The 22,947-nt window shown below is 43.5% G+C and carries 21 protein-coding genes and 1 pseudogene; 13 read left to right on the plus strand and 9 right to left on the minus strand.

The genetic code is table 11. The features are described 5' to 3' along the window. Positions 1–23: 23 nt before the first annotated feature. A complete protein-coding gene (locus ABEW32_RS19770; protein ID WP_430190959.1) occupies positions 24–950 on the plus strand; it encodes a GNAT family N-acetyltransferase in 927 nt (308 codons plus the stop codon). Here the strand turns inward: ABEW32_RS19770 and ABEW32_RS19775 are convergent. From ABEW32_RS19775 to ABEW32_RS19785, 3 genes are read right to left on the minus strand one after another with little or no spacing between them, the layout of a single operon-like run. Then, positions 947–1,951: an alpha/beta hydrolase family protein gene (locus tag ABEW32_RS19775; RefSeq protein ID WP_430190962.1), complete on the minus strand. Its 1,005-nt coding sequence runs from the start codon at positions 1,949–1,951 to the stop codon at positions 947–949. The genes ABEW32_RS19770 and ABEW32_RS19775 overlap by 4 nt on opposite strands. Then, entirely contained in the window at positions 1,948–2,601 is a 654-nt protein-coding gene (locus tag ABEW32_RS19780; RefSeq protein WP_430190964.1) for a GNAT family N-acetyltransferase, read from the minus strand. The genes ABEW32_RS19775 and ABEW32_RS19780 overlap by 4 nt, the downstream gene beginning before the upstream one ends. Next, a complete protein-coding gene (locus ABEW32_RS19785) occupies positions 2,598–3,377 on the minus strand; it encodes a helix-turn-helix domain-containing protein (protein WP_430190967.1) in 780 nt (259 codons plus the stop codon). The genes ABEW32_RS19780 and ABEW32_RS19785 overlap by 4 nt, the downstream gene beginning before the upstream one ends. Positions 3,378–3,546: 169 nt before the next feature. Here ABEW32_RS19785 and ABEW32_RS19790 point away from each other — a divergent pair, with 169 nt between their 5' ends. Both ABEW32_RS19790 and ABEW32_RS19795 read left to right on the plus strand, forming a co-directional pair. After that, positions 3,547–4,425, plus strand: coding sequence for a radical SAM/SPASM domain-containing protein (locus tag ABEW32_RS19790; RefSeq protein WP_430190970.1), 879 nt, complete (start codon positions 3,547–3,549; stop codon positions 4,423–4,425). A gap of 240 nt (positions 4,426–4,665) precedes the next feature. After that, complete coding sequence (locus tag ABEW32_RS19795; RefSeq protein ID WP_430190972.1) at positions 4,666–6,360, plus strand: methyl-accepting chemotaxis protein; 1,695 nt, start codon at positions 4,666–4,668, stop codon at positions 6,358–6,360. A 124-nt stretch (positions 6,361–6,484) separates the two neighbouring features. Here ABEW32_RS19795 and ABEW32_RS19800 read toward each other — a convergent pair whose 3' ends face one another. The 4 genes from ABEW32_RS19800 to ABEW32_RS19815 all read right to left on the minus strand — a co-directional run bounded on the left by ABEW32_RS19800 (position 6,485) and on the right by ABEW32_RS19815 (position 9,329). Next, entirely contained in the window at positions 6,485–6,895 is a 411-nt protein-coding gene (locus ABEW32_RS19800) for a DUF4183 domain-containing protein (RefSeq protein ID WP_430190975.1), read from the minus strand. Positions 6,896–6,984: 89 nt separating this feature from the next. Next, positions 6,985–7,797 (minus strand): DNA alkylation repair protein, encoded by an 813-nt coding sequence (locus ABEW32_RS19805; RefSeq protein ID WP_430191994.1) that lies wholly within the window; start codon positions 7,795–7,797, stop codon positions 6,985–6,987. A gap of 89 nt (positions 7,798–7,886) precedes the next feature. Next, positions 7,887–8,537, minus strand: a complete 651-nt coding sequence (locus ABEW32_RS19810; RefSeq protein WP_430190978.1) for a peroxiredoxin-like family protein — start codon at positions 8,535–8,537, stop codon at positions 7,887–7,889. A 96-nt stretch (positions 8,538–8,633) separates the two neighbouring features. Beyond that, on the minus strand, positions 8,634–9,329 hold the full coding sequence (locus tag ABEW32_RS19815; protein ID WP_430190981.1) for a Crp/Fnr family transcriptional regulator: 696 nt from the start codon (positions 9,327–9,329) through the stop codon (positions 8,634–8,636). Between the two features lie 198 nt (positions 9,330–9,527). Here ABEW32_RS19815 and ABEW32_RS19820 point away from each other — a divergent pair, with 198 nt between their 5' ends. Next, the gene (locus ABEW32_RS19820) at positions 9,528–10,610 is read left to right on the plus strand and encodes an ankyrin repeat domain-containing protein (protein WP_430190985.1); all 1,083 of its coding nucleotides are present in this window, start codon (positions 9,528–9,530) and stop codon (positions 10,608–10,610) included. Between the two features lie 88 nt (positions 10,611–10,698). Here the strand turns inward: ABEW32_RS19820 and ABEW32_RS19825 are convergent. Further along, a pseudogene (locus tag ABEW32_RS19825) lies at positions 10,699–11,585 on the minus strand (LysR family transcriptional regulator). A 126-nt stretch (positions 11,586–11,711) separates the two neighbouring features. Here ABEW32_RS19825 and ABEW32_RS19830 point away from each other — a divergent pair. The 4 genes from ABEW32_RS19830 to ABEW32_RS19845 all read left to right on the plus strand — a co-directional run bounded on the left by ABEW32_RS19830 (position 11,712) and on the right by ABEW32_RS19845 (position 16,398). Next, on the plus strand, positions 11,712–12,383 hold the full coding sequence (locus tag ABEW32_RS19830) for an O-methyltransferase (RefSeq protein ID WP_430190987.1): 672 nt from the start codon (positions 11,712–11,714) through the stop codon (positions 12,381–12,383). 358 nt (positions 12,384–12,741) lie between these two features. Then, on the plus strand, positions 12,742–13,488 hold the full coding sequence (locus ABEW32_RS19835; protein WP_430190990.1) for a DeoR/GlpR family DNA-binding transcription regulator: 747 nt from the start codon (positions 12,742–12,744) through the stop codon (positions 13,486–13,488). Positions 13,489–13,490: 2 nt separating this feature from the next. Beyond that, positions 13,491–14,402, plus strand: coding sequence for a 1-phosphofructokinase (gene pfkB, locus ABEW32_RS19840; protein WP_430190992.1), 912 nt, complete (start codon positions 13,491–13,493; stop codon positions 14,400–14,402). A gap of 67 nt (positions 14,403–14,469) precedes the next feature. After that, positions 14,470–16,398 carry a PTS fructose transporter subunit IIABC gene (locus ABEW32_RS19845; RefSeq protein ID WP_430190995.1) on the plus strand — a complete coding sequence of 643 codons (1,929 nt, stop codon included), beginning with the start codon at positions 14,470–14,472 and terminating at the stop codon, positions 16,396–16,398. 105 nt (positions 16,399–16,503) lie between these two features. Here ABEW32_RS19845 and ABEW32_RS19850 read toward each other — a convergent pair whose 3' ends face one another. Then, entirely contained in the window at positions 16,504–17,412 is a 909-nt protein-coding gene (locus tag ABEW32_RS19850; protein ID WP_430190998.1) for a LysR family transcriptional regulator, read from the minus strand. Positions 17,413–17,524: 112 nt separating this feature from the next. Between ABEW32_RS19850 and ABEW32_RS19855 the strand changes: the two genes are divergently transcribed. The 5 genes from ABEW32_RS19855 to ABEW32_RS19875 all read left to right on the plus strand — a co-directional run bounded on the left by ABEW32_RS19855 (position 17,525) and on the right by ABEW32_RS19875 (position 22,891). Beyond that, complete coding sequence (locus ABEW32_RS19855) at positions 17,525–17,911, plus strand: tautomerase family protein (RefSeq protein WP_430191001.1); 387 nt, start codon at positions 17,525–17,527, stop codon at positions 17,909–17,911. Beyond that, positions 17,908–18,243 carry a carboxymuconolactone decarboxylase family protein gene (locus ABEW32_RS19860; RefSeq protein ID WP_430191004.1) on the plus strand — a complete coding sequence of 112 codons (336 nt, stop codon included), beginning with the start codon at positions 17,908–17,910 and terminating at the stop codon, positions 18,241–18,243. Before ABEW32_RS19855 ends, ABEW32_RS19860 begins: the two co-directional genes overlap by 4 nt. 244 nt (positions 18,244–18,487) lie before the next feature. After that, a complete protein-coding gene (licT, locus tag ABEW32_RS19865) occupies positions 18,488–19,345 on the plus strand; it encodes a BglG family transcription antiterminator LicT (protein ID WP_430191007.1) in 858 nt (285 codons plus the stop codon). Between the two features lie 183 nt (positions 19,346–19,528). Continuing rightward, a complete protein-coding gene (locus tag ABEW32_RS19870; protein WP_430191010.1) occupies positions 19,529–21,409 on the plus strand; it encodes a beta-glucoside-specific PTS transporter subunit IIABC in 1,881 nt (626 codons plus the stop codon). Positions 21,410–21,481: 72 nt separating this feature from the next. Next, positions 21,482–22,891 (plus strand): glycoside hydrolase family 1 protein, encoded by a 1,410-nt coding sequence (locus ABEW32_RS19875; protein WP_430191013.1) that lies wholly within the window; start codon positions 21,482–21,484, stop codon positions 22,889–22,891. Positions 22,892–22,947 lie beyond the last annotated feature (56 nt).

Here is a 22,947-nt window from a genome sequence, read left to right on the forward strand (position 1 = left end):
ACAGAAGAGCTGGAGGTAAAAATTTGTTGTATCATCAGGTGAAATTCGAAGTAAATGATTTTTTAAAGATTAGAGATTTTTTGAAACAGTCGCTGAAAAGCAACCCTGACCTCAAAAATTGGTTCATAGATCGCTGGAATTTCTGTAGATATTGGGGACAAATCATGCACAATACATTTGAAAAGTGGCCTGAGACGGTTGGGATTTGGGAGGATGAACATCAAGAAATTGTTGCTGTTGTTCACCCGGAAGGAGAAGATAACATAGGTGAAGCTTATTTTCAGCTTGCAGATCGTGATTTTTCAAATGAATTTCTAAATGAATTAATAGATTATGCTGAAAAGAAATTAGCTTTACATGGAGAGAGAGAGTCAACTTTAGATATAATCGTAAACGAGGATGGAGAACAACTTAAGGAGCTTTTGAAAAGAAGAGGGTACATCTTGCAAGATGGGAAAGAAATGACGTCCTGTATGAGTGTTCCGCATGATGTAAAGCTGGAATTACCCAGCGGGTTTAGAATTTCGGACGCAAATGAAGTCGGGGATTTTGAAAAAGGGTTTGCCCATGGAAGAGCATTCGGGTATTACAAGGGCGGTTATCCAGATAATGATGTCGCTGAGCGATGTTATATATCATTGAGAAATGCCCCTGATTATATACCGAAATATGATGTAGTCATCCTGGATCAAAACAATGAAGTTGCTGCTTTCACTACTCTCTGGTACGACGAGCTAAATAAAATAGGAATACTGGAGCCGGTAGGTACGATACCTAAGTACAGAAATAAGGGACTTGGAAAAGCCGTTATTTATGAAGCCATAAACAGAGTCAAGGATAAAGGGGTAGAAAGAATTTTTGTGGGTTCTGATCATTCCTTTTACCTTGCAATGGGATTCTCATTAGCATACTCCAATGAAATTTGGCAAAATAACAACATTATCGTTTAACGCTGAATGACATAATCGGCAAGAATTTTCAGATAGTCACCATCCACCAGTTGTCTGGGGGCAAATACGGCTGTTAAGAAGGTTAGGGATTTGGAGTGCGCGATTTGTTCATTCATCATGGAATGGTCAGCTTCAGGCAAATGAATGATAGATAGCAGCTCTGAAGGTATATTTTTGCGATATACTCGCTCGGTGTCTTGTACATCTACGTTGATATCTTTCCCAGCCAGAACCAAGAGTACAGGAGATTTAAAGTAGCTTAATTCTTCCGTAGAATCAGAACGAAAATTTTTGCCTATAAAGCCCCATCTTTCTTTGGAAATGATATCGTCAGGACTGGCAATGCTCAGGTATTCTTCATAGGAAGCATGACTTCTCAGCAATTGTAGAACCTCTTGGTCGTAGTCCAGTCTCTTTTTAATTTGCTGCGGACTAGCTCCTTGTTGTTCTAACTCTTTCCTGGTATTAAACTGCCCTTGTGTAATCCAATTCACGGCCGGCGATACAAGAATGCTGAATGCAATATCTTGCTCCTCTTTAACGATTTTCGGAATGACCCAGCCCGCTTGGCTGGCTCCCCATAGGCCGATTTTTTGCTTATCAATCATCGGCAAGGTTCTCGCCCAGGCCATTGCATAACGGATCTCCTGTGCCCGGTACTCCATGCTTTGCTCCAGCCAATTGCCTGGAGTACCGTTAATACCCGGCTTATTCAGGGATAAGGAGGCATATCCCTTAGAAGCAAACCTTTCCCACAATGGTTTGTACCCATCATCATATGTGTCATTGATTGGACCATCTCCATGGACAAAAACAACCAGTCCAATTTTCCCCGAGTAGTTCTTGGGCAAAGCCAGTGTACCTGTTAATACTCCTTTGGGAGTCGTAATTTGTATTTTTTCTTCCGTCATCTTGTAGGAATTTTGATATAACACAATGAGTATCAAGGCAACAGCGAGCCCTGCCATCATACCAAGTGTAAGCTTGAAAGTTTTTTTCAACAATGTTCTCTCCTCGAATGCAGTTTCGTTCCTCTCCAACTCATTAGATGCCATACAGGTTCTTTGAACCAAAAATGCCGTAAAAAATTATATTGGGTCTGCTCTATTTCGAATGCTAGATTGCGGTACAAGCGGATAGCCTGCTGGTTCTGATGTGCTACATGAAGTGTCAACGCATGGAAACCGGATGCAACCGTAAACTGCTGTGCGAAAGCTAGAAGACGTCGCCCGATCCCTTGATTACGATGACTTGAGCAAATCGCCACATGATCAATGTAACACTCATCTGCGGCAGGCTTATACTCCAGTGCATACATACCTGCCAAAAATGTGAATACATTGAAGCAACCGAACTGTTTTATGAGCGGAGCCAAAGAAATGAGATTTGTTTTAGGAAATGAAGAGGCGGGGGCCTTCCATTTGAGCGAAAGCACACCAACTACATCTTCGTTCTCTTTGACCACAAATTGCTTCCCAGATGTAGAATTAGGCTGTTGAACCCAAACCTGCATTAATAAATTCTGTATATCCTGATCCTCCAAAGTAACAAGAGCTTGAAATTTTGCCTTAAACGATTCCACTAAGAGCTTACATACAGCAGCATAGTCTTGCCCTTCATAAGCAACAATGTCAAAGGGGGGTGAACTCATATACTGTCCTCCTGCACATCAGAAATTTGTACCTGAATTTCATATTGCAGCTTGTTGCTGTCGAACAGGGATAGGTAGGATTTTTCGATCACAATGATATTGCTTAGGCATTCATATTGGTGCTGGGTCGCATAATGCTCCAGTTGTTGGACTTCATGTTCGATCTCAGCGTCTTCAGTGGCGGAGAATGGCTTATAGAGATAATTACCTTCTTTTAGAATATAGTCACCTGTTCCTGAGGGCGTTTCATAATATAGCTTCACCTGTCCAGAATCAGATAGATAATGTAGATCATTTTCAAATAATTGTGGTGGGGCAGGCCGCTGCTCAAACAGATTTCTGGCCGTAAGTTCTTGATTACTTTCCAATGCAAACCATTGCTTTAAATGTCGGGAGCCCAGTAGCTTGGTCCGATACTCATTCTCCTGCCGGGTGAAGTTATGATGTTCTTGCAATACCTTGTGAATAAACTGTTCGAGCAGCTTTAAGTTAGCAATGTCATCCTGTACTTTCTGCAATGAATGTTCTAAAAGCTGGTTGTAATCATCGGCATTGTAGGAGTTCATGCATTCTTCAATTTGACCGACAGGGATATTTAATTTACGTAACATTAAAATTTGGGAAAGTTGATAAATTTCATGAAGCCCGTACATTCGGTATTGATTTTCATCTGTGTATAACGGATAAAGGATCCCCTTTTCTTCAAAATACCGTAGCTGATGTACAGATACATTCATGAGCTGAGCAAGCTGGCTGATCGTAATGTGTTTTTTCAATGACAAGTCTCCTTACTGATAATTGAATAACTTCACTTTAAACCTTAGGTCAGACCTAAGGTCAATAGAAAATATCCACAGAGTTTACCTCTCGTTCATAACCCGTTATAATCATAAGATTAGTGAGCATAAACCAAATGTTCAGGATGAAGGTTAGAATGGGGAAATTATGTTGAAGACATTTAAGAAGGTATACATTGAGATCACAAGCATTTGCAATCTCGCCTGCAGTTTTTGCCCTCAGACACAGCGTGTCAAAAAGTTTATTGATCCGGAAGTCTTTCGGAATGTCCTTGATCAGGTCAAGCCACATACGGATTACATTTATCTACATGTCAAAGGAGAGCCTTTGCTCCATCCCAAAATTGATCTTTTGCTGGAGAGCGCGCATGAGAAAGGCTTAAAGGTCAACATTACCACCAATGGTACTTTGCTGCCGAAGACCGGACATAAGCTGCTTGGTCAGCCGGCATTACGGCAGATGAACTTTTCTCTTCATAGTTTTGACGGGCATGAAGGTTCTGTGGATCGAGAAGGCTATTTGAGTCATATTTTCACGTTTGTCAGAGAAGCAGTGAAGCACAATGTCATTATTTCATTCCGTCTCTGGAACCTGGCTCAAGATAATCTGACTAATGTGCAGCGTCAGCGCAACCGCGAGACACTGGAGCAATTGGAGCAAGAGTTTGGACTGGACTATCGAATTGAGGAAAAAGTAATACCGGGCAGTGGGGTTAAAATTGCTCCTAATGTTTATTTAAATCAGGACTACGAATTTGAATGGCCTAGCCTAAATGCACCGGAAGATGACGGAAAAGGCTTTTGCCATGCGCTTCGAAGTCAGGCGGCGGTATTGGTGGATGGAACAGTGGTCCCTTGCTGTCTTGATGGGGAAGGCGTCATTAATTTAGGGAATGTACATGAGCAAACTTTTTCCGAAATCGTGGAAGGTGAGCGTGCAAACCGTCTGTACTTTGGATTCTCCAGGAGAGAAGCAGTGGAAGAGCTGTGTCGAAAGTGCGGGTATCGCCAACGATTTGGAACCTAATTATAGAGGTGGAACTTTAAGCACAATAGAATGGTTCACAAGAAAGAAAGCCCTTTTACAGGGCTTTTTCTTATATTTGCGGTATAAGTGTTTACAAAAAACAGCGACAAATCTCACATAAAACGACATATTCCGACACTGGAATGCCATATTATTAGTAAGTATTGATAGGCTATAATCGTAGCAGTGAAAGCTGATGGTCACAAAAATTTATTAGAGTCAGGATTGGTGGTTCAAATAATGAAGCTGGCAACAAAATTAACCTGGATGATGCTCATCATGTTCCTCCTCGTAGGTACCTCCATTGGATATTTCGGATATCGTACCGCTTTCCATCAAGTGGATGAAGCTGCAGGGATCGAGTTGGTGGGCTGCGCCAATATTACGACAGGCCTCATAGAGCCTGCGGATATATCGGCACTGGTCAGTGGAGATAAGAGTAAACTTGCTGCCATTGAAGACCGGATTGGCTGGATCGTGGCACATAAGCCTATTTTTAAAGAGGCTTTCATTATGTCTTTAGACGGGAAAATTTTGGCCGCCGACGCCAACCTCAAGCAAAGAGGCTATCAAGCTGGCGATTCCTTCTATTTCACGGATGAAGACAAAGAAATGATAACTACGATGAAGCATTCAGCATATTCCAAGGTTTATACATATGAAGGAACCTCGCTCAAAACTGGATATGGCCCCATTTATCAGGATCATGATCCCACCAAGCCCATTGTTGCACTGATGGTCATCAATTTTGACGGCTCATTAATTCAGGAACGGACGCTGGATATCATTGTTCACCCCTTTATTATTGGCGGCTCTATTTTCATCGTGGCTATCCTTGTTGCTTACCTGCTGATTCGCCATATGGTAAGTCCGCTCACCAAGCTGTCAGCCTCTGTGAACACCATTACTAAGGGCGATCTGACCCATGAACCGCTTCTCTTCAAAAGCAAGGACGAAATCGGGACTCTGGCTCGCGACTTCAATGATATGACGATGAACTTGCGCAATTTGATCACTCAGGTCAACGACACCTCTATACTGGTCGCTTCTTCCTCTCAGGAGTTGTCAGCCAGCGCACAGGCAACGAACCGTGCTGGGGAGCATAGCATGAATGTTACGATTGAGCTGGCAGATGGCGTGCATACCCAACTGCAGAATCTAGAAGAAAGCTATCAGGCGGTTCAGGATATATCACGCTTCATCAGCGATATTGCTGGCAATGCAGACAACGCAAGGAATAAGGCGGCGGATAATGTCCAGAAAGCACGTCTTGGCAGGGAATCAATGGATTCTACTACCTCCCAAATGGGAGTTGTGAGTGATAGCATTGGCGATCTCTCAAGCATTATTAATGCGCTTGGCAGTCATTCCAAGGAGATTGAGAACATTGTTGGCACCATCGCCAGTATTGCTGAGGAGACTAACCTGCTGTCTCTCAATGCAGCGATAGAAGCTGCCCGCGCTGGCGAAGAAGGCAGGGGCTTTGTCGTTGTCGCCGACTCTGTCCGCAAATTGGCCGAACGTTCTGCCACATCCGCCACACAAATCAGCGAGCTGATCAGTCTGATTATCGTCCAAATGGACAAGGCGGGACACACTATGAAGCGTTCCACGGACGAAATGCTGCAAGGGAAAGAGTTGATCATATCCGCCGGACGCTCCTTCTCCGAAATCGAAGCCTCCGTCTCTGATGTCTCTTCCCAAAGCGAACAAATATCAGCTACAGTTCGGGATTTGGCACAGATCTCTGAAGGGCTCGTTCAAGCCATTCAGAATACCGTGCTCGTCTCTAACCATACGGCTAAAGGGGCAAAATCCCTATCGGCTTCTTCAGAGCAGCAGCTTGTTGCTATGCAAGAGGTGGAATCCTCCGCAGAGCTTCTCTCATCACTGGCCGAGAAGCTTCAGGTACTTGTGGAGAACTTCAAGATTTAAATATTTGTTCTATAATATATACTATGAGTCAATGGGTTCATAGAGAAATAAACCACCAATGATGAGGATAAGCCCTGCTTTTGGTGGTTTATTTCTAGGGATATTTATGATAGTTAGTTTTGCCTCAGTCGCTTATTGTAGTCGTCACGGAGACGTTGTTGACAGAAGTTGAGGAAGCGCTGGTGTTAAAATTGATCACCTCAATAACTATGGTAGCTCCAACTAACAAGCCAGTATTTATGATTAGATTAGTAGGAGAAAGTGTTGTTAACCCGCCTCGCTGCAACGTTCCACTCACAAATACATTGTAGTATCCGCTACTGGTTGGAACAACCAGGCCGTTCGCTGCAACTGAAGTTCCACTATCATTCGTAAAATTTTGTGCTGGGATGGTGGTCACTCCCCCTATGATGTTGCCAAGCACAACAACGGCTGTGTAACGATTGACAATTGGAGTGACATTTATATTCGTGGTGATAGCAATGTTCCCAGAAACAACACTATCTGCTTCCAGATAGATTCGGATAATAGACATAGGAATTCCTCCACTCCTAATACTCCAGATGTATCTCTTAGTTTATGTGAATATTCTAGATATGGATTGGATGGGAGGAGTCTTTACAATTATTTCATTTTGTTCAAGCTTCTTTGAGCTCGTGTTACTATTCGCTTCGTTTCCTTCGTATTAGAAGTCATAAGCCATGTATCACAAACTTGAATTACCCAATCCGGTTTGGTCTTGCTGGCATCGTTCAACCAATTGCCCACTGAGTCTTGAACATATTTGGCTGGGTCGGATTGAACAGCCTCCAACAGAGGAAGAGCCAGCTCGGGATGTACTTTTAATTCCGGGATGTGCTTAGCCCAAACGCCTTGTGGTCGGGTTAATTCAATAGCAAAACGACGTATGTTAGCATTCTCATCTCGCACCCAGCTGTGTAACAGTGCAAGTCCTTCAAGCAGTTGCAAGGAGATGGATTCCCTCACCGCCATCCAGGCAATTTCACGTACTCCGAAATGGGAATCTGCTGCAAAGGGGCGAATGCCAACTAATTTTTCTTCTAGGCTTAAATGGGGATCAATCCCCACGATATAGGCAGCCCAGCAACGAATACTGTCTGAACGATGAGTGGCCATCGCATCAAAAAGTCGAGTGCGTTCTTGAGGTGTTTGTGGTTTCAATAAGTTCAGCCATGCTCGCGCAATTGCAGGGATAATTTTCATCATTTTCTTTTCCTTCAAATGATCCAACTCGGACAGGAAGACATCGGATGATCGCTGCAAGCCAAATTCAGTAAGAGCATAGTCTAGCAGAACAACATGATCAATTGCCAGCCATTCGGTGAGATTCACTGTTTCAAGCTGACCCTGTTGGAGTAGCTGAAGTACATTCTTAGGAATATCTGTTCCTTTGCGAGCTCCTTTGCGTTGCAATATCGTATCTGGCATTAAGAATTGTTTTTTGGAATCCACATATTTCCTCCTTTTTATGTATAATTCAGCAAGCATTATTTTTTATGGTCATTTTAGAGAGAACGCAAAACTTGTAATACCTCGGCAGGTTCCATTCGTTTTTGATAGTCAGCATCAACCAATCCTGCCCGAATCATACCTTCTGAATCAATGATAAATGTAGCGGGTACAGGAAGCTCCCAAGTGCTGTCGCCATTAAATGTATCCAGGGATATGCCTAATGATTTGTAAATTTCATGTGCGTATTCAGGAAGTCTAAATTTGAGGTTGTATTTTTCTGCTGTTTGATTATGAATATCACTTAATACATGAAAGCTCAATTCATTCTTTTGCTGCATGTTCATTGAATGTTCGGACGTCTGTGGACTTATGGCAATCAGTTGGGCATTGAGCGACGTTATCTCATCCATGTATTGTTGGTAGACTTTGAGCTGCAAATTGCAGAACGGACACCAATGTCCCCTGTAAAAGATAAGAACAACTGGCCCCTTGGTCGTTTCTTCAGAAAGGGTTATAGCGCGGCCTGTATAGTCGGGTAGGCTAAAATCAGGCGCTCGGGTTCCGAGACTGAGTCCACTAGCCATATTTGAATCACTAATTTCTCGAATCGTTGTCTCAAATGTATCGAGTATCTCTTGGGGGAGCATTTTTTTCATATCAGTTCTGGCTGAATCCAGTTCAATTTGCAATCTTGAATTGTTCATCTCATTCACTCCATATCGTATATTTTGGGGTAGGTATACGATACTTCTTTTCTTCGAAATATAGATGTAATGTAGCTTACAACTTCTGTATCTGCTTTATAGGTCCCATACATTTCTAGTATCAGACAATAGTTTTTCACGATGAATGTAAATGGTCTTAAAGCCGGTTTTAATGACCTTTTCTTTGACAAGCTCCTGAAGAGCAGTTGTTACAGCTTCACGGGTGGCCCCGACCAGATTGGCAATTTCTTGATGGGAGAGGGGGAAATTGATTTTGTAATATTCATCATGGCTATGCAAGACGAACTGATCGGACAATTTCAGCAAAATATATACGATTTTATCCTGTAAATTTCCCAAAGCCAGATGCTGGGCTAAGCTGCTCATTCCTGAGATTCGGTCACTTAATACCTGGATCATGTTCATCATAAATCGGGGATGCTGGATTAAAAAATGCTCAAATCGGTCTGTATCCATCAAGCAGATATCGCATTCTTCTATCGTTTCTATATACATGTCCCGTGTCCCCAGTGAAATTATGTCCATTTCACCGAATACATTTCCCTCACTGAGAATATCCAAAGTAAACTGCTTCCCATCGGCATTCAGCTTGTAGAGACGTACTTTTCCTCTTTTTACAAAGTAAAGCCCCATGGAGAAAGTATCCGGGGTTTGAATAAATGTATTTTTCGGTATAGTCGTAATGGAGGTCATTTGATCCATTTCAATTAAATCTTCTCTTGAGAGACTATGTAGCAAATTAAATTGGGATAAGTATTGAATGCTATTCATATATTCTCCTTTTCGGTGCACTAAGTATACAGAATCATAATACAATTATAGCTTGTCTAAGGCATTTTAACTGCTATCACTTCATTGGTTGCAGTAGGTGAATAAATGCATTTTGGGGAATCAGGTGGATTTATGTAAAGACAGCAATGGTATAAAATATATATAAATAATAGATACATATTATAGTGAGGGAATGCGATGATCCAATTAAAAAATATCGGCAAATTTGACGCTCTTCCAGAAATTGCAATGCATATTGTGGAAGGTAATGTATTGGCTTTACGCCAAGCGCTGACCGAAGGCTGGGATATAGAACAAGAAATTAAACTCAGCAAAAATACGGTGCTAAGTCCATTAGACCTTGCGCTAATTTCTCAGCAAAAGGACGTGCTAAAGCTGCTGGTGGAGCAGGGGGTTCAACTCAATGCGAAAGATCGTCCCGCATTTTTAACAGCTGTTCGCTACTGCTCAGAAGAGATTGTCCGCTATGTGGTTACCCATGGTGCCAAGCTGGACGGAAAAAATCAGGTTAAATCCGGTGCCTATGAGCAAGCCTATTATGGCAATAAAAAGAATATCCCGTTAATCCACGAGCTTGGACTCGATATAAAGGAGCATGGTGGAGCAACGCTACGCAACGCAGTTAGTAAACATGATCTGAACACTGTAACACTGCTGTTGAAGCATGGTGCAGATATTAATTACAATGTTCCTAATATGGTATACCCCTACAAAGCAACTCCTTTAACTGTGGCAGCACGAAATGATGATTTTGCGATGGTTAAGCACTTGGTAGAGCTTGGGGCTGACGTGACGTTGGCAGAAAAGGATGGGGAACGCGCATATACGATTGCTATTCGTAATCAGAACGAGGCAATGGCTGAGTATTTGAAGTCTGTGGAACCGCCGGCGTTCCATAACCTGGAGAATAAACGACATGCTTTAAAAAGCTACAAGCTTCCGAAGGATCTTATAGCTTTTCTAATGGGGGATCGGCTCCGTGTAAATCTGCATGGAAATGATTTAGGTATACAATTTGTAGAGTTCTTTTCCTTTATAGATACAGTTGAGATGAAGGTAGGTCGGCAAAAGCTGTTGCGTTTGTCTCTAAACGTAGATAATTATTCGGATATTATTTTGGTGTGGAATCCGAAGCAGAAGTGTCTGGGCTATTATGACGAGGAGCATCAGGAATATGCGGATGTATGTAGTTTTGCCGAGTTTATTGCGCAGCCGGAAGATTATCTGGAGAAGATTATTGAGGGCGAATACTTATCATAACGAGGTGAGCCATGAATGCGGTATGCACGCAGTCATGGCTTTTGTTATCTAAAAGACGGAGCGAATGTACACGCGTGCCCCATGCCGATCAGGCATGATTGCGGATGAGCTGGATTAGATTCTGGGTAGCGGCGGATAGTGGCTCATTCTTGCGGGTACAGATGGCGATTGAATTGAGAAGCTGGATACCCTCCACATATACGCGGCATAGCTCACCGCGTTCTACATATTCACGCACGACCAGTGAGGATACAAAGTTCGCACCATAACCGGCAATAACTGCGGTAATCGCTTCATGCAGCCCTGTGAAGTTTAGGGTGACTCTGGGGGAGGGGGCATTGTAGGTTCGACATAAGGAAAACAGTCTCTCCCGTGTTGAGCTTCCCTTCTCACGCATAACAAATGGCTCATGCATCATTTCCAGCAATGAAACCTGCTGATTCGCATATCGATGATCCGGCGCTACTACAAACCATAGCTCATCACGAAATAATTCTTCGGTCTGAATCGTATCGGGGTACTGTTCAGGCAGTCCTCCGTAGATCGCCAAATCCACTTCTATATTCAATAGCTGCTGCAAGGCATCATTGGAGTTCGTGGTATTAATCGTCATTTCAACATGTTCATATTGTTGTTTGAATTTTGCGATCCAGGCCGGAATGAGGAAATGAGCTGGTAAATAAGTAGCAGCCAGCCGAATATGGCCATGGGTTCCGTCACGATAATCCTGTGAAAATTGTTCGATTTGCTGTTCGACGGCAAAAAGCCGTTTGGCTAAAACAGCAAGCTTTTCACCGGCATCGGTTAAGGTTACCCTCTTCCCATAGGTATAAGAAGTGTGAGGGATATTTCTTTTTCGAATTTTTTAATCTGGGCTGTTATCGCAGGCTGGCTAATATTTAATAGCTCAGAGGCACGGGTCACACTCCCTGTAGAGGCGACCACGTGAAATAAGCGGAATGCATGCAGATTCAAGTGCAGACTCCCTTTCCGATCAATTCATACATTAAAATTATGAATAGAGTAAAAACATATATTATTTTTATAATAATAATTCATTTACAATCAAATTGTAAGTTAATCCAAAGGAGAGTGGAGCGAATGTATCAAATAAACACATGGGAACAAGTAGATCAGTATATCTCGGATCGCCTCATTCCGCATGATGCTGTCTTGGAAAAGGTGTTAGCTACTAACCAACAGGCAGGATTACCTCCGCATGATGTGTCGCCTAACCAGGGAAAGCTATTAAATATCTTTGCTCAAATGCAAGGCGCACGACGTGTGCTGGAGATGGGTACCTTGGGAGGCTACAGCACCATTTGGTTAGGAAGAGGGCTGCCTGCGGATGGAAAAATAGTTACGCTGGAAGCCCATCCGGTTCATGCTAAAATCGCCCGATCGAATATATCGTTGGCTCAGTTGGATGGAATGGTGGAACTTCGAGAGGGAGACGCATTGGAGCAGTTGACACAAATGAAGGAGGAGGGCGTTGCACCCTTTGATCTCATTTTTATTGATGCGGATAAACCTAATAATCCATTATATCTAGAATGGGCACTTCGTTTTTCACATCCCGGCACCGTGATTATTGGTGACAATGTTGTCCGTGAAGGGGAGGTCATCCAAGCTTACAGCACAGACCCTCGCGTGCAGGGCGTAAGAAAATTTTATGATTTGTTAGCTGAGGAATCGAGAATTACAGCTACAGCAATCCAGACTGTGGGGAACAAGGGATACGATGGTTTTGTTATTGGAATCGTTAAGGACTAAATGTTTGGGGCGTTAAGCGTCACAAAGAGCTAAACATTGAGGACGAAGTCCTAGTGATTAGCTCTTTTCTGACTAAATAAGGTTGGGACGAATGGCACCTGGAATGGTAAAATAGTGCTGATTGAAGTGTCAGAACGTTTTTGAACGTTTACTGCTGAATTTCCATGTAAGAAGAATGAATTTACATAAAAGCAGATGAAACTTCTTTAAAATGTAAACGCAATCATGCTTATTGGATCAGGAATTCACCATTTTGTAAAAAAATGAAGTCGGAATGAATTTTTTTGAATCTTTTTGAAGAAAAATGATTGTTTTTTGCTAGGTTTGTGGTACGATAAGAACAGTTGGGGGAATGAAGATGCTGACGGAAGAAAGATACAAGTTAATAATACAGCGCTTACAAGAGCGTGGTGTTGTAAAGTTGCAGGAATTGGCTGATCTCTTGGGAGCTTCTGAGTCAACGATTCGGCGTGATTTGATAGATCTTGAAGGCCGTCAGCTGTTAAAGCGGATTCATGGCGGGGCAACCTTGCTGAATCAGAAAAGTCAGGAACCTGGCATGGAAGAAAAAACATTCAAAAACGTTCAACAAAAAAACGCAGTCGCCCGTATGGCAGCCAAAGAAATTTTGGATGGTGAATGTATTTATCTGGATGCGGGAACAACAACGATGGCGATGATTCCTTACATTGAAGCTAAAGACGTGACGGTCGTGACGAATGGTCTCTCCCACGTAGAAGCACTGGTAAGCAAACGAATTAGAAGCTATCTACTGGGAGGGATGATGAAAATTCATACCAAAGCCGTAATCGGGAGTATTGCCCTACAGAATCTGGACAATTTTCGATTCGACAAGTGCTTTCTGGGAACGAACGGGGTAGATGTGGAGATGGGGTTTACCACTCCTGATCCTGAAGAGGCGCTGATCAAGCGGCGTGCTCACCAGCTGTCCGGCAAAACATATGTGTTGGCCGATTCCAGCAAAATTGGAGAAGTAACCTTCGCCAAGCTATTCGAACTTAAGGAAGCTATCCTTATTACTGAATCGGTGCCGGAACGTTCACGCCGATCCATTGCTCAGAAAACTAAGATAATCGAGGGATAACAATGATATATACAGTAACGCTGAACCCTTCCATTGATTATATCGTGGAAGTTGACGATTTGAAGCTCGGTGACTTAAACCGAATGAAACGTGATTTAAAACTGCCAGGCGGTAAGGGAATTAATGTATCGCGTGTACTGAACCAGTTGGGCGCAGACAGCACGGCGATTGGGTTTCTCGGAGGCTTCACAGGCAGGTTTATCGACGATACATTGCGGGAAGAATCCATTAAAACTGATTTTGTAATGATCAAAGATGATACACGGATCAATATTAAGCTCAAGCATGGTGATGAAACAGAAATTAACGGTTTGGGACCTGCGATTCGTGAGCAAGAGGCCGATGCCTTGGTGCAAAAGCTGGCGGGTCTTCAGAAAAATGACATTGTCGTCTTGTCGGGCAGCATCCCGCCATCCCTTGGAGGAGACTTCTACGAACGACTGATTCGCGTGTGTCAGCAAACCGGGGCTGAATTCGTCATCGACACCACAGGTGAGGCGCTGATGAAGGCTTTGGTTCATAAGCCGCTGCTCATTAAGCCGAATCACCATGAGCTGGCTGAGTTGTTTGGCGTAACTATTCATTCAGAGGAGGAGATCGTCACTTACGGTCGTAAACTGCTGGAGGCAGGTGCAAAAAATGTACTTATTTCCATGGCAGGAGAAGGGGCTTTGTTCATTACGGCAGATGAAGTATATCACGCAAATGTACCAGCAGGAACGGTGAAAAATTCTGTAGGCGCAGGTGATTCTATGATTGCTGGATTCGTGGGTACGCTGGCTCTTCAAGGCGATCCGATCGAAGCCTTCCGTGCAGGAGTGGCATCCGGAAGCGCAACTGCGTTCTCCGATGATCTGGCTACGAGAGAGAAAATTGAACAATTACGGCCGCAAGTCACGATTTCAAAACGGTAATCCGGCTGCAGCATGAGCTTATTATGCGTGTGTCTACACGCTGATCGAACTTAGGAGAGTGTGAACAATGAGAATAACAGACCTGATGATTAAAGAAACGATGATCATGGACCTGCAGGCAACGACAAAAGATGGGGCGATTGAGGAGCTCATCGCCAGTCTCGAAGCAAGTGGACGTATTAATGACCGGGCCTTGTTCAAAGAAATGATTTACAAACGCGAAGCCGAATCCAGTACTGGAATCGGTGGCGGTATTGCGATGCCGCATGCCAAGACCAAGGCTGTGAACGAAGCAACCGTTGTTTTTGCCAAAAGCAGTAAAGGTGTAGAATTCGAATCGCTGGATGGTGAACCAGCAAAAGTATTCTTTATGATTGCAGCTCCAGAGGGAGCAGCAAATACACATCTTCGCACACTGGCTGCTCTTTCTCGGTTGCTCATTGATACCGATTTCATCGACAAGCTGATGAATACACAAACACCGGATGAAGTAACAGTGTTATTTGATACCAAGCAGGCGGAAGAAGAAGCTGCCAAGAAAGCAAAAGAGGCTAAGAAAGAGGCAGCCAAAGCACAGCAAACGCCGGACGTTATCGTCGGCAACCCGGATTCCGACGAGTTTGTAGTTGCGGTGACCGCTTGTCCTACAGGCATTGCACACACGTTTATGGCTGAAGACGCTCTCATTAAGAAAGCGAAAGAAATGGGAGTCAATATCCGGGTAGAAACGAACGGCTCGGAAGGCGCACAAAACGTACTGACAGCAGATGAAATCCGTCGTGCCAAAGGCGTCATTGTTGCAGCTGACAAAAAGGTTGAAATGGCCAGATTTGACGGTAAGCCTGTATTGCAAAGACCGGTAAGTGACGGTATCCGTAAATCTGAAGAATTGATTCGCAAAGCGCTGAACGGCGATGCGCCAATATACCGTAGTGAAGGTAAAGGCAACGCTGAAGAGTCAAAAGCCGAGAAGACCAGCGTAGGCAGTAAAATTTACAAGGATTTAATGAACGGGATTTCTCATATGTTGCCATTCGTTGTCGGCGGGGGGATATTGTTAGCGATTTCCTTCTTGATCGAACAAGTGGCTGGAGAAGATAATGTACTCTTCCAACTGCTGCAAACGATTGGCGGAGGAACTGGTGCGTTTCACTTCCTGATTCCGATACTGGCCGGATTTATCGCAATGAGTATTGGAGACCGTCCGGCACTGATGCCAGGTATGGTCGGTGGTCTAATGGCTGTAAACTCCAACGCAGGATTTCTTGGCGGTCTGGCAGCCGGTTTCATGGCCGGTTATGTAGTTATCTTCCTGCGTAAAGCTCTGGCAGGTCTGCCAAAAGCTCTAGACGGTTTAAAACCAATCTTATTGTACCCTGTATTTGGACTCCTAATTTCAGGCGCGATTATGTTCTACCTGTTCGATCCGATTTTCGGTGGTATTAATACGTGGCTTGTCAATGTTCTGAACAATTTGGGAACAGGTAATGCAGTTATTTTAGGTCTCATTCTGGGCGGAATGATGTCGATCGATATGGGTGGTCCTTTCAACAAAGCAGCTTACGCATTTTCGATCGGTGTCTTTACTTCCAGTGGTAACACAAACGGGGCTATGATGGCAGCCGTTATGGCTGGCGGTATGGTACCTCCATTGGCAATTGCACTGGCTTCTACGTTCTTCAAAAATAAGTTTACTGAGCAAGAGCGCAAGTCTGGCTTAACGAACTATGTACTCGGATTGTCCTTCATTACGGAAGGAGCCATTCCATTCGCGGCTGCTGACCCTCTGCGTGTCCTGACCTCTTGTATTGTAGGTTCGGCGATCGCTGGCGGTCTGACGCAGTTCTGGAAAATCAATCTTCCAGCTCCACATGGCGGGATTTTTGTAGCAGCTCTGGCCAATCATGCATTGCTGTTCTTGCTTGCAGTGGCGATCGGCTCCGTGATTTCCGCACTCATTCTGGGACTGTGGAAAAAAACAGTTGAAACGAAATAACGAGTATCACAAGAGTATACAAATTAAAAGGGGAACCCAATTCCTCTTGGTCTTATCATAGGAAAACCGCTAAACACTCGTATACCGAGGTGTTTAGCGGTTTTTTTATGGGCTCGTAATATTTTCAGCTTCCATGGAAGTCATTCCCCACTGTTCCCTAACCAACTGCATAAACAGTTTTCGAGCTGAAGTCAGGTATTGTGTTTGTTGAATGTTTTGTAATAGTCCGATGGGGATATTCGGGTCTGTTAACTGGAGAGGGATGGTGACCAGTTCCTTCTGCAAAGGCATTGACGACAGAACCACTCCAACCGAAGGAATCGTATGTACGAATGAGGGTATAGACGAAATTTGACTGACGGTATAAAAAAAAGGTATTGCCGGGAAGTTCGAAAGCTCCTTCTCCAGTCGTATATGGTACAAGCAGTTCTTACCTCCGACGATAAGGGGATACTCATACAGATCTTCTAGCTGAAGCTCACTTCTTGCCGCGAAGGGATGACTACGGGATACGATAAAAGCAATTTGTTCGTGATACAAAGGTTCGAAATGTAGGGAAGGAATGGAGTGAGGTTCCCCGGAGATTGCAAAATCCAGTGTACCGTCCACCAAGGCTTTTGAGAGTGCATCTGTGTTTCCCACTGTAAAATGGCATGTAATTTTCGGTTTATGCTCACGAAACTGTCGTAGAATCAAAGGCAGGGCGGTAGTAGCTACCGTTTCAAGTACGCCGATGTGGAGCATGCCAATCTCTTCTTTTTTCAGCGACTTCGCCTGGTCCGTTACAAAATTCCAATGCCGAATAAGGCCGTCAACCTCTTTGGCATACATTTTTCCTGAGGAGGTTAATTCCGCATCCCAGCCTCTTTTAAAAAGCTGAAATCCCAGCTCTTTCTCTAGCCTTTGGATTTGGTTCGTGACTGTAGATTGTGCGTAGTTTAATTTGGCGGCAGCTTTCGAGAAGGTTCCTTCTTCAATAATAGTGCGAAACGTAGTTAACTCTTTCAGATCCATACAAACTCATCTCCATCGATAAAGTTGAATATATTTATGATTATTTTCAATTATACAGATGAAGATAAGGAGAGTACAATCATCTTATCCCAACGGATAGGAGAGAATGCATATGCCCTTTGTACGAGTAGGCTATATGGAGCAGCAATACACAGAGCAGGAGCTGCCTGGCATTAGCCGCTGTATCATGAATGCTTTGATCGAACATTTCCAGGTCCCGCTCAAGGATTATTTTCAGGTTTTTCATGCTCATAAGCAGAGCGAGTTTTATTATAGTCCCGATTATTTGAATGTACCCAGAACAGACAAGCTGTTGTACATCCAAATTACGATGGGATCGGGTAGAACTACGGAACAAAAAAAGAGTTTTTACCAAAGGTTAGCCGCACTCATATCTATTGAATGTAAGACTAGACCAGAGGATGTATTTGTGACACTGGTGGAGACTGAATTAGAGGATTGGTCCTTTGGCAACGGACTTGCCCAGATGATTTTATGAAGCATAAATTAATCAGATCGAGTGTTCGGGAAACGATTGGTGATTTGGCACCCGCTTTTGTAAGCTATACGGAGGAAGTTCTTTTTGGAGATGTATGGAGAAGAAGTGAGCTATCTCTTAGGGAACGGAGTCTCATTACAGTTGCTGCTTTGGTAACGGGTGAGCATGTGAATCAACTTCCTTATCATTTGAACCTGGCCAAAGAGAACGGAATTTCGGAGGAAGAATTGATTGAGGTTATTACACAACTAGCCTTTTACGTAGGATGGCCGCGAGCAGCCTCAGCTGTTCAGGTAGCCAAAGATGTATTTTGCAAAGAAAAAGAACGTTAAGCATGAACTTAAATTACCGCTAAGCACAAGGATTTCGAGTGTTTGGCGGTTTTTTGGCATGATTGTATTGTTATTCTGCTTTGAAAGCGGTATAGTAAGAGTAATTGAATGAGGGGCATTGTGCCCTTCGGGATTGTTACTGGTAAGCAGGCGATACCCAAATAATGACTAATGGACTTAGTCGTTATTTGGTTTTTTTTGTTATTACAAACTTTGTCATTACATCAATGAGGTGAGCAGCTAGATGATCATCCGGCAAATATTTAACAACAATGTCATTCGGGCCGAAAATCAGGTAGGCCATGAGTTTGTTGTCATAGGGAACGGTCTGGGTTTTAAAAAGAAAAATGGACAAAGGGTCGATGAAGAAAAGATAGAAAAAACTTTTGTATTAAAGTCCGATAAAATTCCGCAAAAATTAATTGATCTCATTGGGGAAACCTCTGTAGAGTATTTAAAGGTGGCGGATGAAATTGTAGGCAGCGCCAAAAAAGAAATGGGAGATATTTTTAGTGATAATATCTATATTTCGTTGATTGACCATATCCAATTTGCCATCTCTCGATATAGAAAATCCGTGGGACTTAAAAATTCACTGTTATGGCAAATCAAAAAATTTTACAAAAAAGAATTTATGATCGGTATGAATGCATTGGACATCATTCATGCTCAATTTGGCATTCAAATGGATGAGCATGAAGCAAGCTTTATTGCCATGCATTTTGTTAATGCAAGACAAGACGGACAGGGAATGAAACAAACAGTTGAGATTACAGAGGTCATTGATGATATTTTCAATATTGTAACCGATTACTATCAGATTACCCTAGATGAAACCTCATTTAATTATTCGCGATTTATTACACATTTGCAGTACTTTGCCCAACGCTTGCTGAGCAATGAACAAGAGCAATTAGCATCAGGGGATAACTTCTTGTATGACCAAGTCAAAGAGAAATGCGAGAGGGCTTTTCAGTGCACCCAATTAATTAATCAATACTTGGAATTGAAGCATGAAAGTGCGATGTCGATTGACGAAAAAGTGTATTTGACGATTCATATACAGCGTGTAACCTCCAGAAACGATATGGCTGATGCTTAGAAAAAAAAGCTTGCAAACGATTTCGGAGTGTTTTATAGTAGGCTCACAACTTAAATTTAAGGATTGTTACTGATAAGCAGGCGATACCTAAATGAATGGCAGTGATCATTTTCTATGATCATACAGGCCTTTCGTTTAGGTATTTTTTTGTTTTCAGGCAATCTGCCCTAGAGGAGAATGAACATGGACCATAAGAAAATGGGCGAGGATATCGTACGTCTCGTTGGTGGAGAAGAAAATATCAATGGGCTAGTCCATTGTGCTACACGGCTCCGATTTGACCTGAAGGATTCACGAAAAGCCGAGAGAGAAGCGCTTGAGAAGCACGAGGGAGTCATTACTGTTGTTGAAAGCGGAGGACAATTTCAAGTCGTGATTGGCAGCCATGTTGCCTATGTATATACAGAGATTATGAAAAACAGAGATTTTGGATCAGACAGCTCAGCGACTAACGAATCCGGCGGAAAGAAGACATCGGTCATATCCACAATCTTTGAAGTCATTTCCGGCAGCTTCTCCCCGTTGATTCCGGCGATGGCAGGCTCGGGGATGCTGAAAGCTCTCTTGACGGTTTTGACCTTGCTAGGCTGGATGTCTGCAACAAGTGATACCTATCTGATCCTGTCTGCTGCCGGGAATGCTGTATTTTACTTCTTGCCGATTTTACTGGGAATTACGCTCGGTATAAAGCTAAAAGCGAATCCTTATGTAGCTGGTGTGATCGGTGCAGCTCTACTGGAACCCAACTTTACGGGACTGATGGACAAAGGCTCTGATGTATCATTTTTAGGAATACCAGTGGTCATGATGAACTACTCAGCGAGTGTTTTTCCGATTTTTATATCTATCAGCATCTATGCGTTGGTGGACAAGTTTTTGAAAAAGATCATTCTTAAGGATTTGCAGCTGTTTTTAGTTCCGATGTTGGCTTTAATGATTATGGTTCCTTTATCTGCAATAGCATTTGGACCGTTTGGTACAACAGTAGGAGATTGGATTTCTTCGGGTGTGACATGGTTAATCGGTGTAAGCGGCATTTTGTCAGGGATTGTGCTTGGCGGTTTTATGACCTTTATGGTCGTCTTCGGACTCCACTGGGGCTTTACCCCAATCACGATTCAAAACATCGGTGTTGGAGGTGATCCAATTGAGGCGATGGCAGCTGCCGCTGTATTTGCTCAAATTGGTGTCGCATTCGGTATCTTCCTGAAGGCGAAAAAAGATAAAACGCTTAGAACCCTCGCTGGTTCCACCAGTATTACAGGCTTGCTGGCGGGTGTGACAGAGCCGATTGTGTATGGTCTGGTGCTTCGCTTTAAACGAGTTATTCCGATTGTCATTATTGCAGGGGCGATAGGCGGTGCCATCAACGGACATTTTGGAGTGAAAATGACAGCTTATGTGTTTCACAACATTTTTGCGATTCCAGTCTATACGCCGACCTTGGTTTACGTAATTGCCATCGCATGCTCGTTCGCGGTAGCCACGATGCTGACTCTTATTTTTGGGTATGAAAGCAAGGTGAAGGGGGAGTCCGCGGCAACTGTTGAGGGCGTTAAGACGGAAGAACCTCTACCAGATGTTACAGCAACTAAGGCTGTTGACATCAAGAAAGAAACGATATACAGCCCGATCACAGGCAAGACTACACCCCTGAGCCAAGTGAATGATTCGGCATTTTCTACAGGGGCGATGGGAAAAGGCTTAGCCATTGAACCATCTGTCGGTGAGGTCGTAGCGCCTATCGATGGAGTTGTAACCTCGCTGTTCCCTACAGGACATGCCATCGGCTTGACTTCCAAGGCGGGTACGGAGATATTAATTCATATTGGAATTAACACCGTCGCGCTGAAAGGACAACATTTTAATCCGGTCGTTCAAGAGGGAGATATCGTAAAACAAGGGGACTTGTTAATCCAATTTGACAGAGAGCAGATTATAGAAGCAGGGTACGAAATCGTAACGCCTGTCATTGTCACACTGACGAAAAACAAAGTGGACGTATTTGAGACCAATCAGGAGCAGATTCAGAAAAATGAAGTATTGCTAACTTTGGTGGTGTAATACAGGAAAGCTCATCATCACGTACATGAAGCGAAATTAGAAGGATATAACGATAACTGGAGGGACTATAGCATGAAACATAATCAATTGAAGGCATTTCCTGAAAACTTTTTCTGGGGAGGTTCAACTTCCGCATATCAGGTAGAGGGTGCATGGAACGAAGATGGAAAAGGACCCTCTGTCATTGACATGGCTAACCACGTCGAAGGAGTTACTGATTTTAAAGTAACCAGTGATCATTACCATATGTTCAAAGAGGACGTAGCTCTGATGGCTGAAATGGGCTTTAAGGCGTATCGCTTCTCGATCGCCTGGACACGCATCTATCCACAAGGCGCGGGTGAAGTCAATCCGAAGGGAATTGCATTTTACAGCTCATTGATTGACGAATTAATTAAATATGGTATTGAACCCATTGTTACTATGTATCATTTTGATCTGCCCTATGCGCTTGAACAACAAGGCGGATGGTCCAAAAGGGAAACGATTGATGCCTTTGAGCAGTATGCCAAAACGTTGTTTGAGAACTTTGGGGACAGGGTGAAATACTGGCTAACCATTAATGAGCAGAACATGCTGATTCTCCATCCCGGTTCTATTGGTACATTGGATACTAGCCTGGAAAATCCGCAAAAGGTACTGTATCAGCAAAATCATCATATGTTAGTCGCGCAGGCGAAGGCGATGGTACTGTGCCATGACATGCTGCCTAATGCGAAAATTGGACCAGCACCGAATATTGGGGTCATTTATCCAGCCAGTTCCAAACCGGAAGATACGCTGGCGGCTGACAACTATGCAGCCATTCGCAACTGGCTCTACCTGGATATGGCTGTATTTGGCCGCTACAACCACATTGCCTGGAGCTATTTGGTCGAGAAGGGTTATGAGCCTGTTATTGAAGAAGGGGATATGGATATATTAGCGAAAGGTAATCCAGATTTTATCGCCTTTAACTACTATACCTCCCAAACTGTAGGGGAAAGTTTGGATGATGGAAATGATTTTTCACATACAGGCGATCAGCATGAAATTGTGGGTGAACCTGGAGCATATCGGGGCTCTGTGAACCCCAACCTGCAAAAGACAGAGTTTGGTTGGGAGATTGATCCGGTCGGTTTTAGAAGTACATTACGTCAAATATATTCTCGCTACCACTTGCCTTTGATCGTCACAGAGAACGGCTTGGGTGCATTTGACAAGCTGGAAGAAGGGGATGTAATAAACGATCCTTATCGTATTGACTTCTTCAAGAAGCATATCGAGCAGATTCAATTGGCCATTACAGACGGCGTAGACGTATTCGGCTTCTGTCCGTGGTCTGCGATTGACCTTGTGAGTACCCATCAGGGCTCCAGTAAGCGTTACGGATTCATCTATGTGGATCGTGAGGAATTTGATCTCAAAGATCTGCGCCGCATTCGTAAACAAAGCTTCTACTGGTATCAAAAGCTGATCGCTACAAACGGTGAAATTCGCTAACTAAAGAAGCAGTGAAAAGCACCTCCTTGAAATGGATGTTACCATTTTGAGGAGGT

This window comes from Paenibacillus jamilae, assembly GCF_050482105.1.
In the GTDB taxonomy this organism is placed as follows: Bacteria; Bacillota; Bacilli; order Paenibacillales; family Paenibacillaceae; genus Paenibacillus; species Paenibacillus jamilae_B.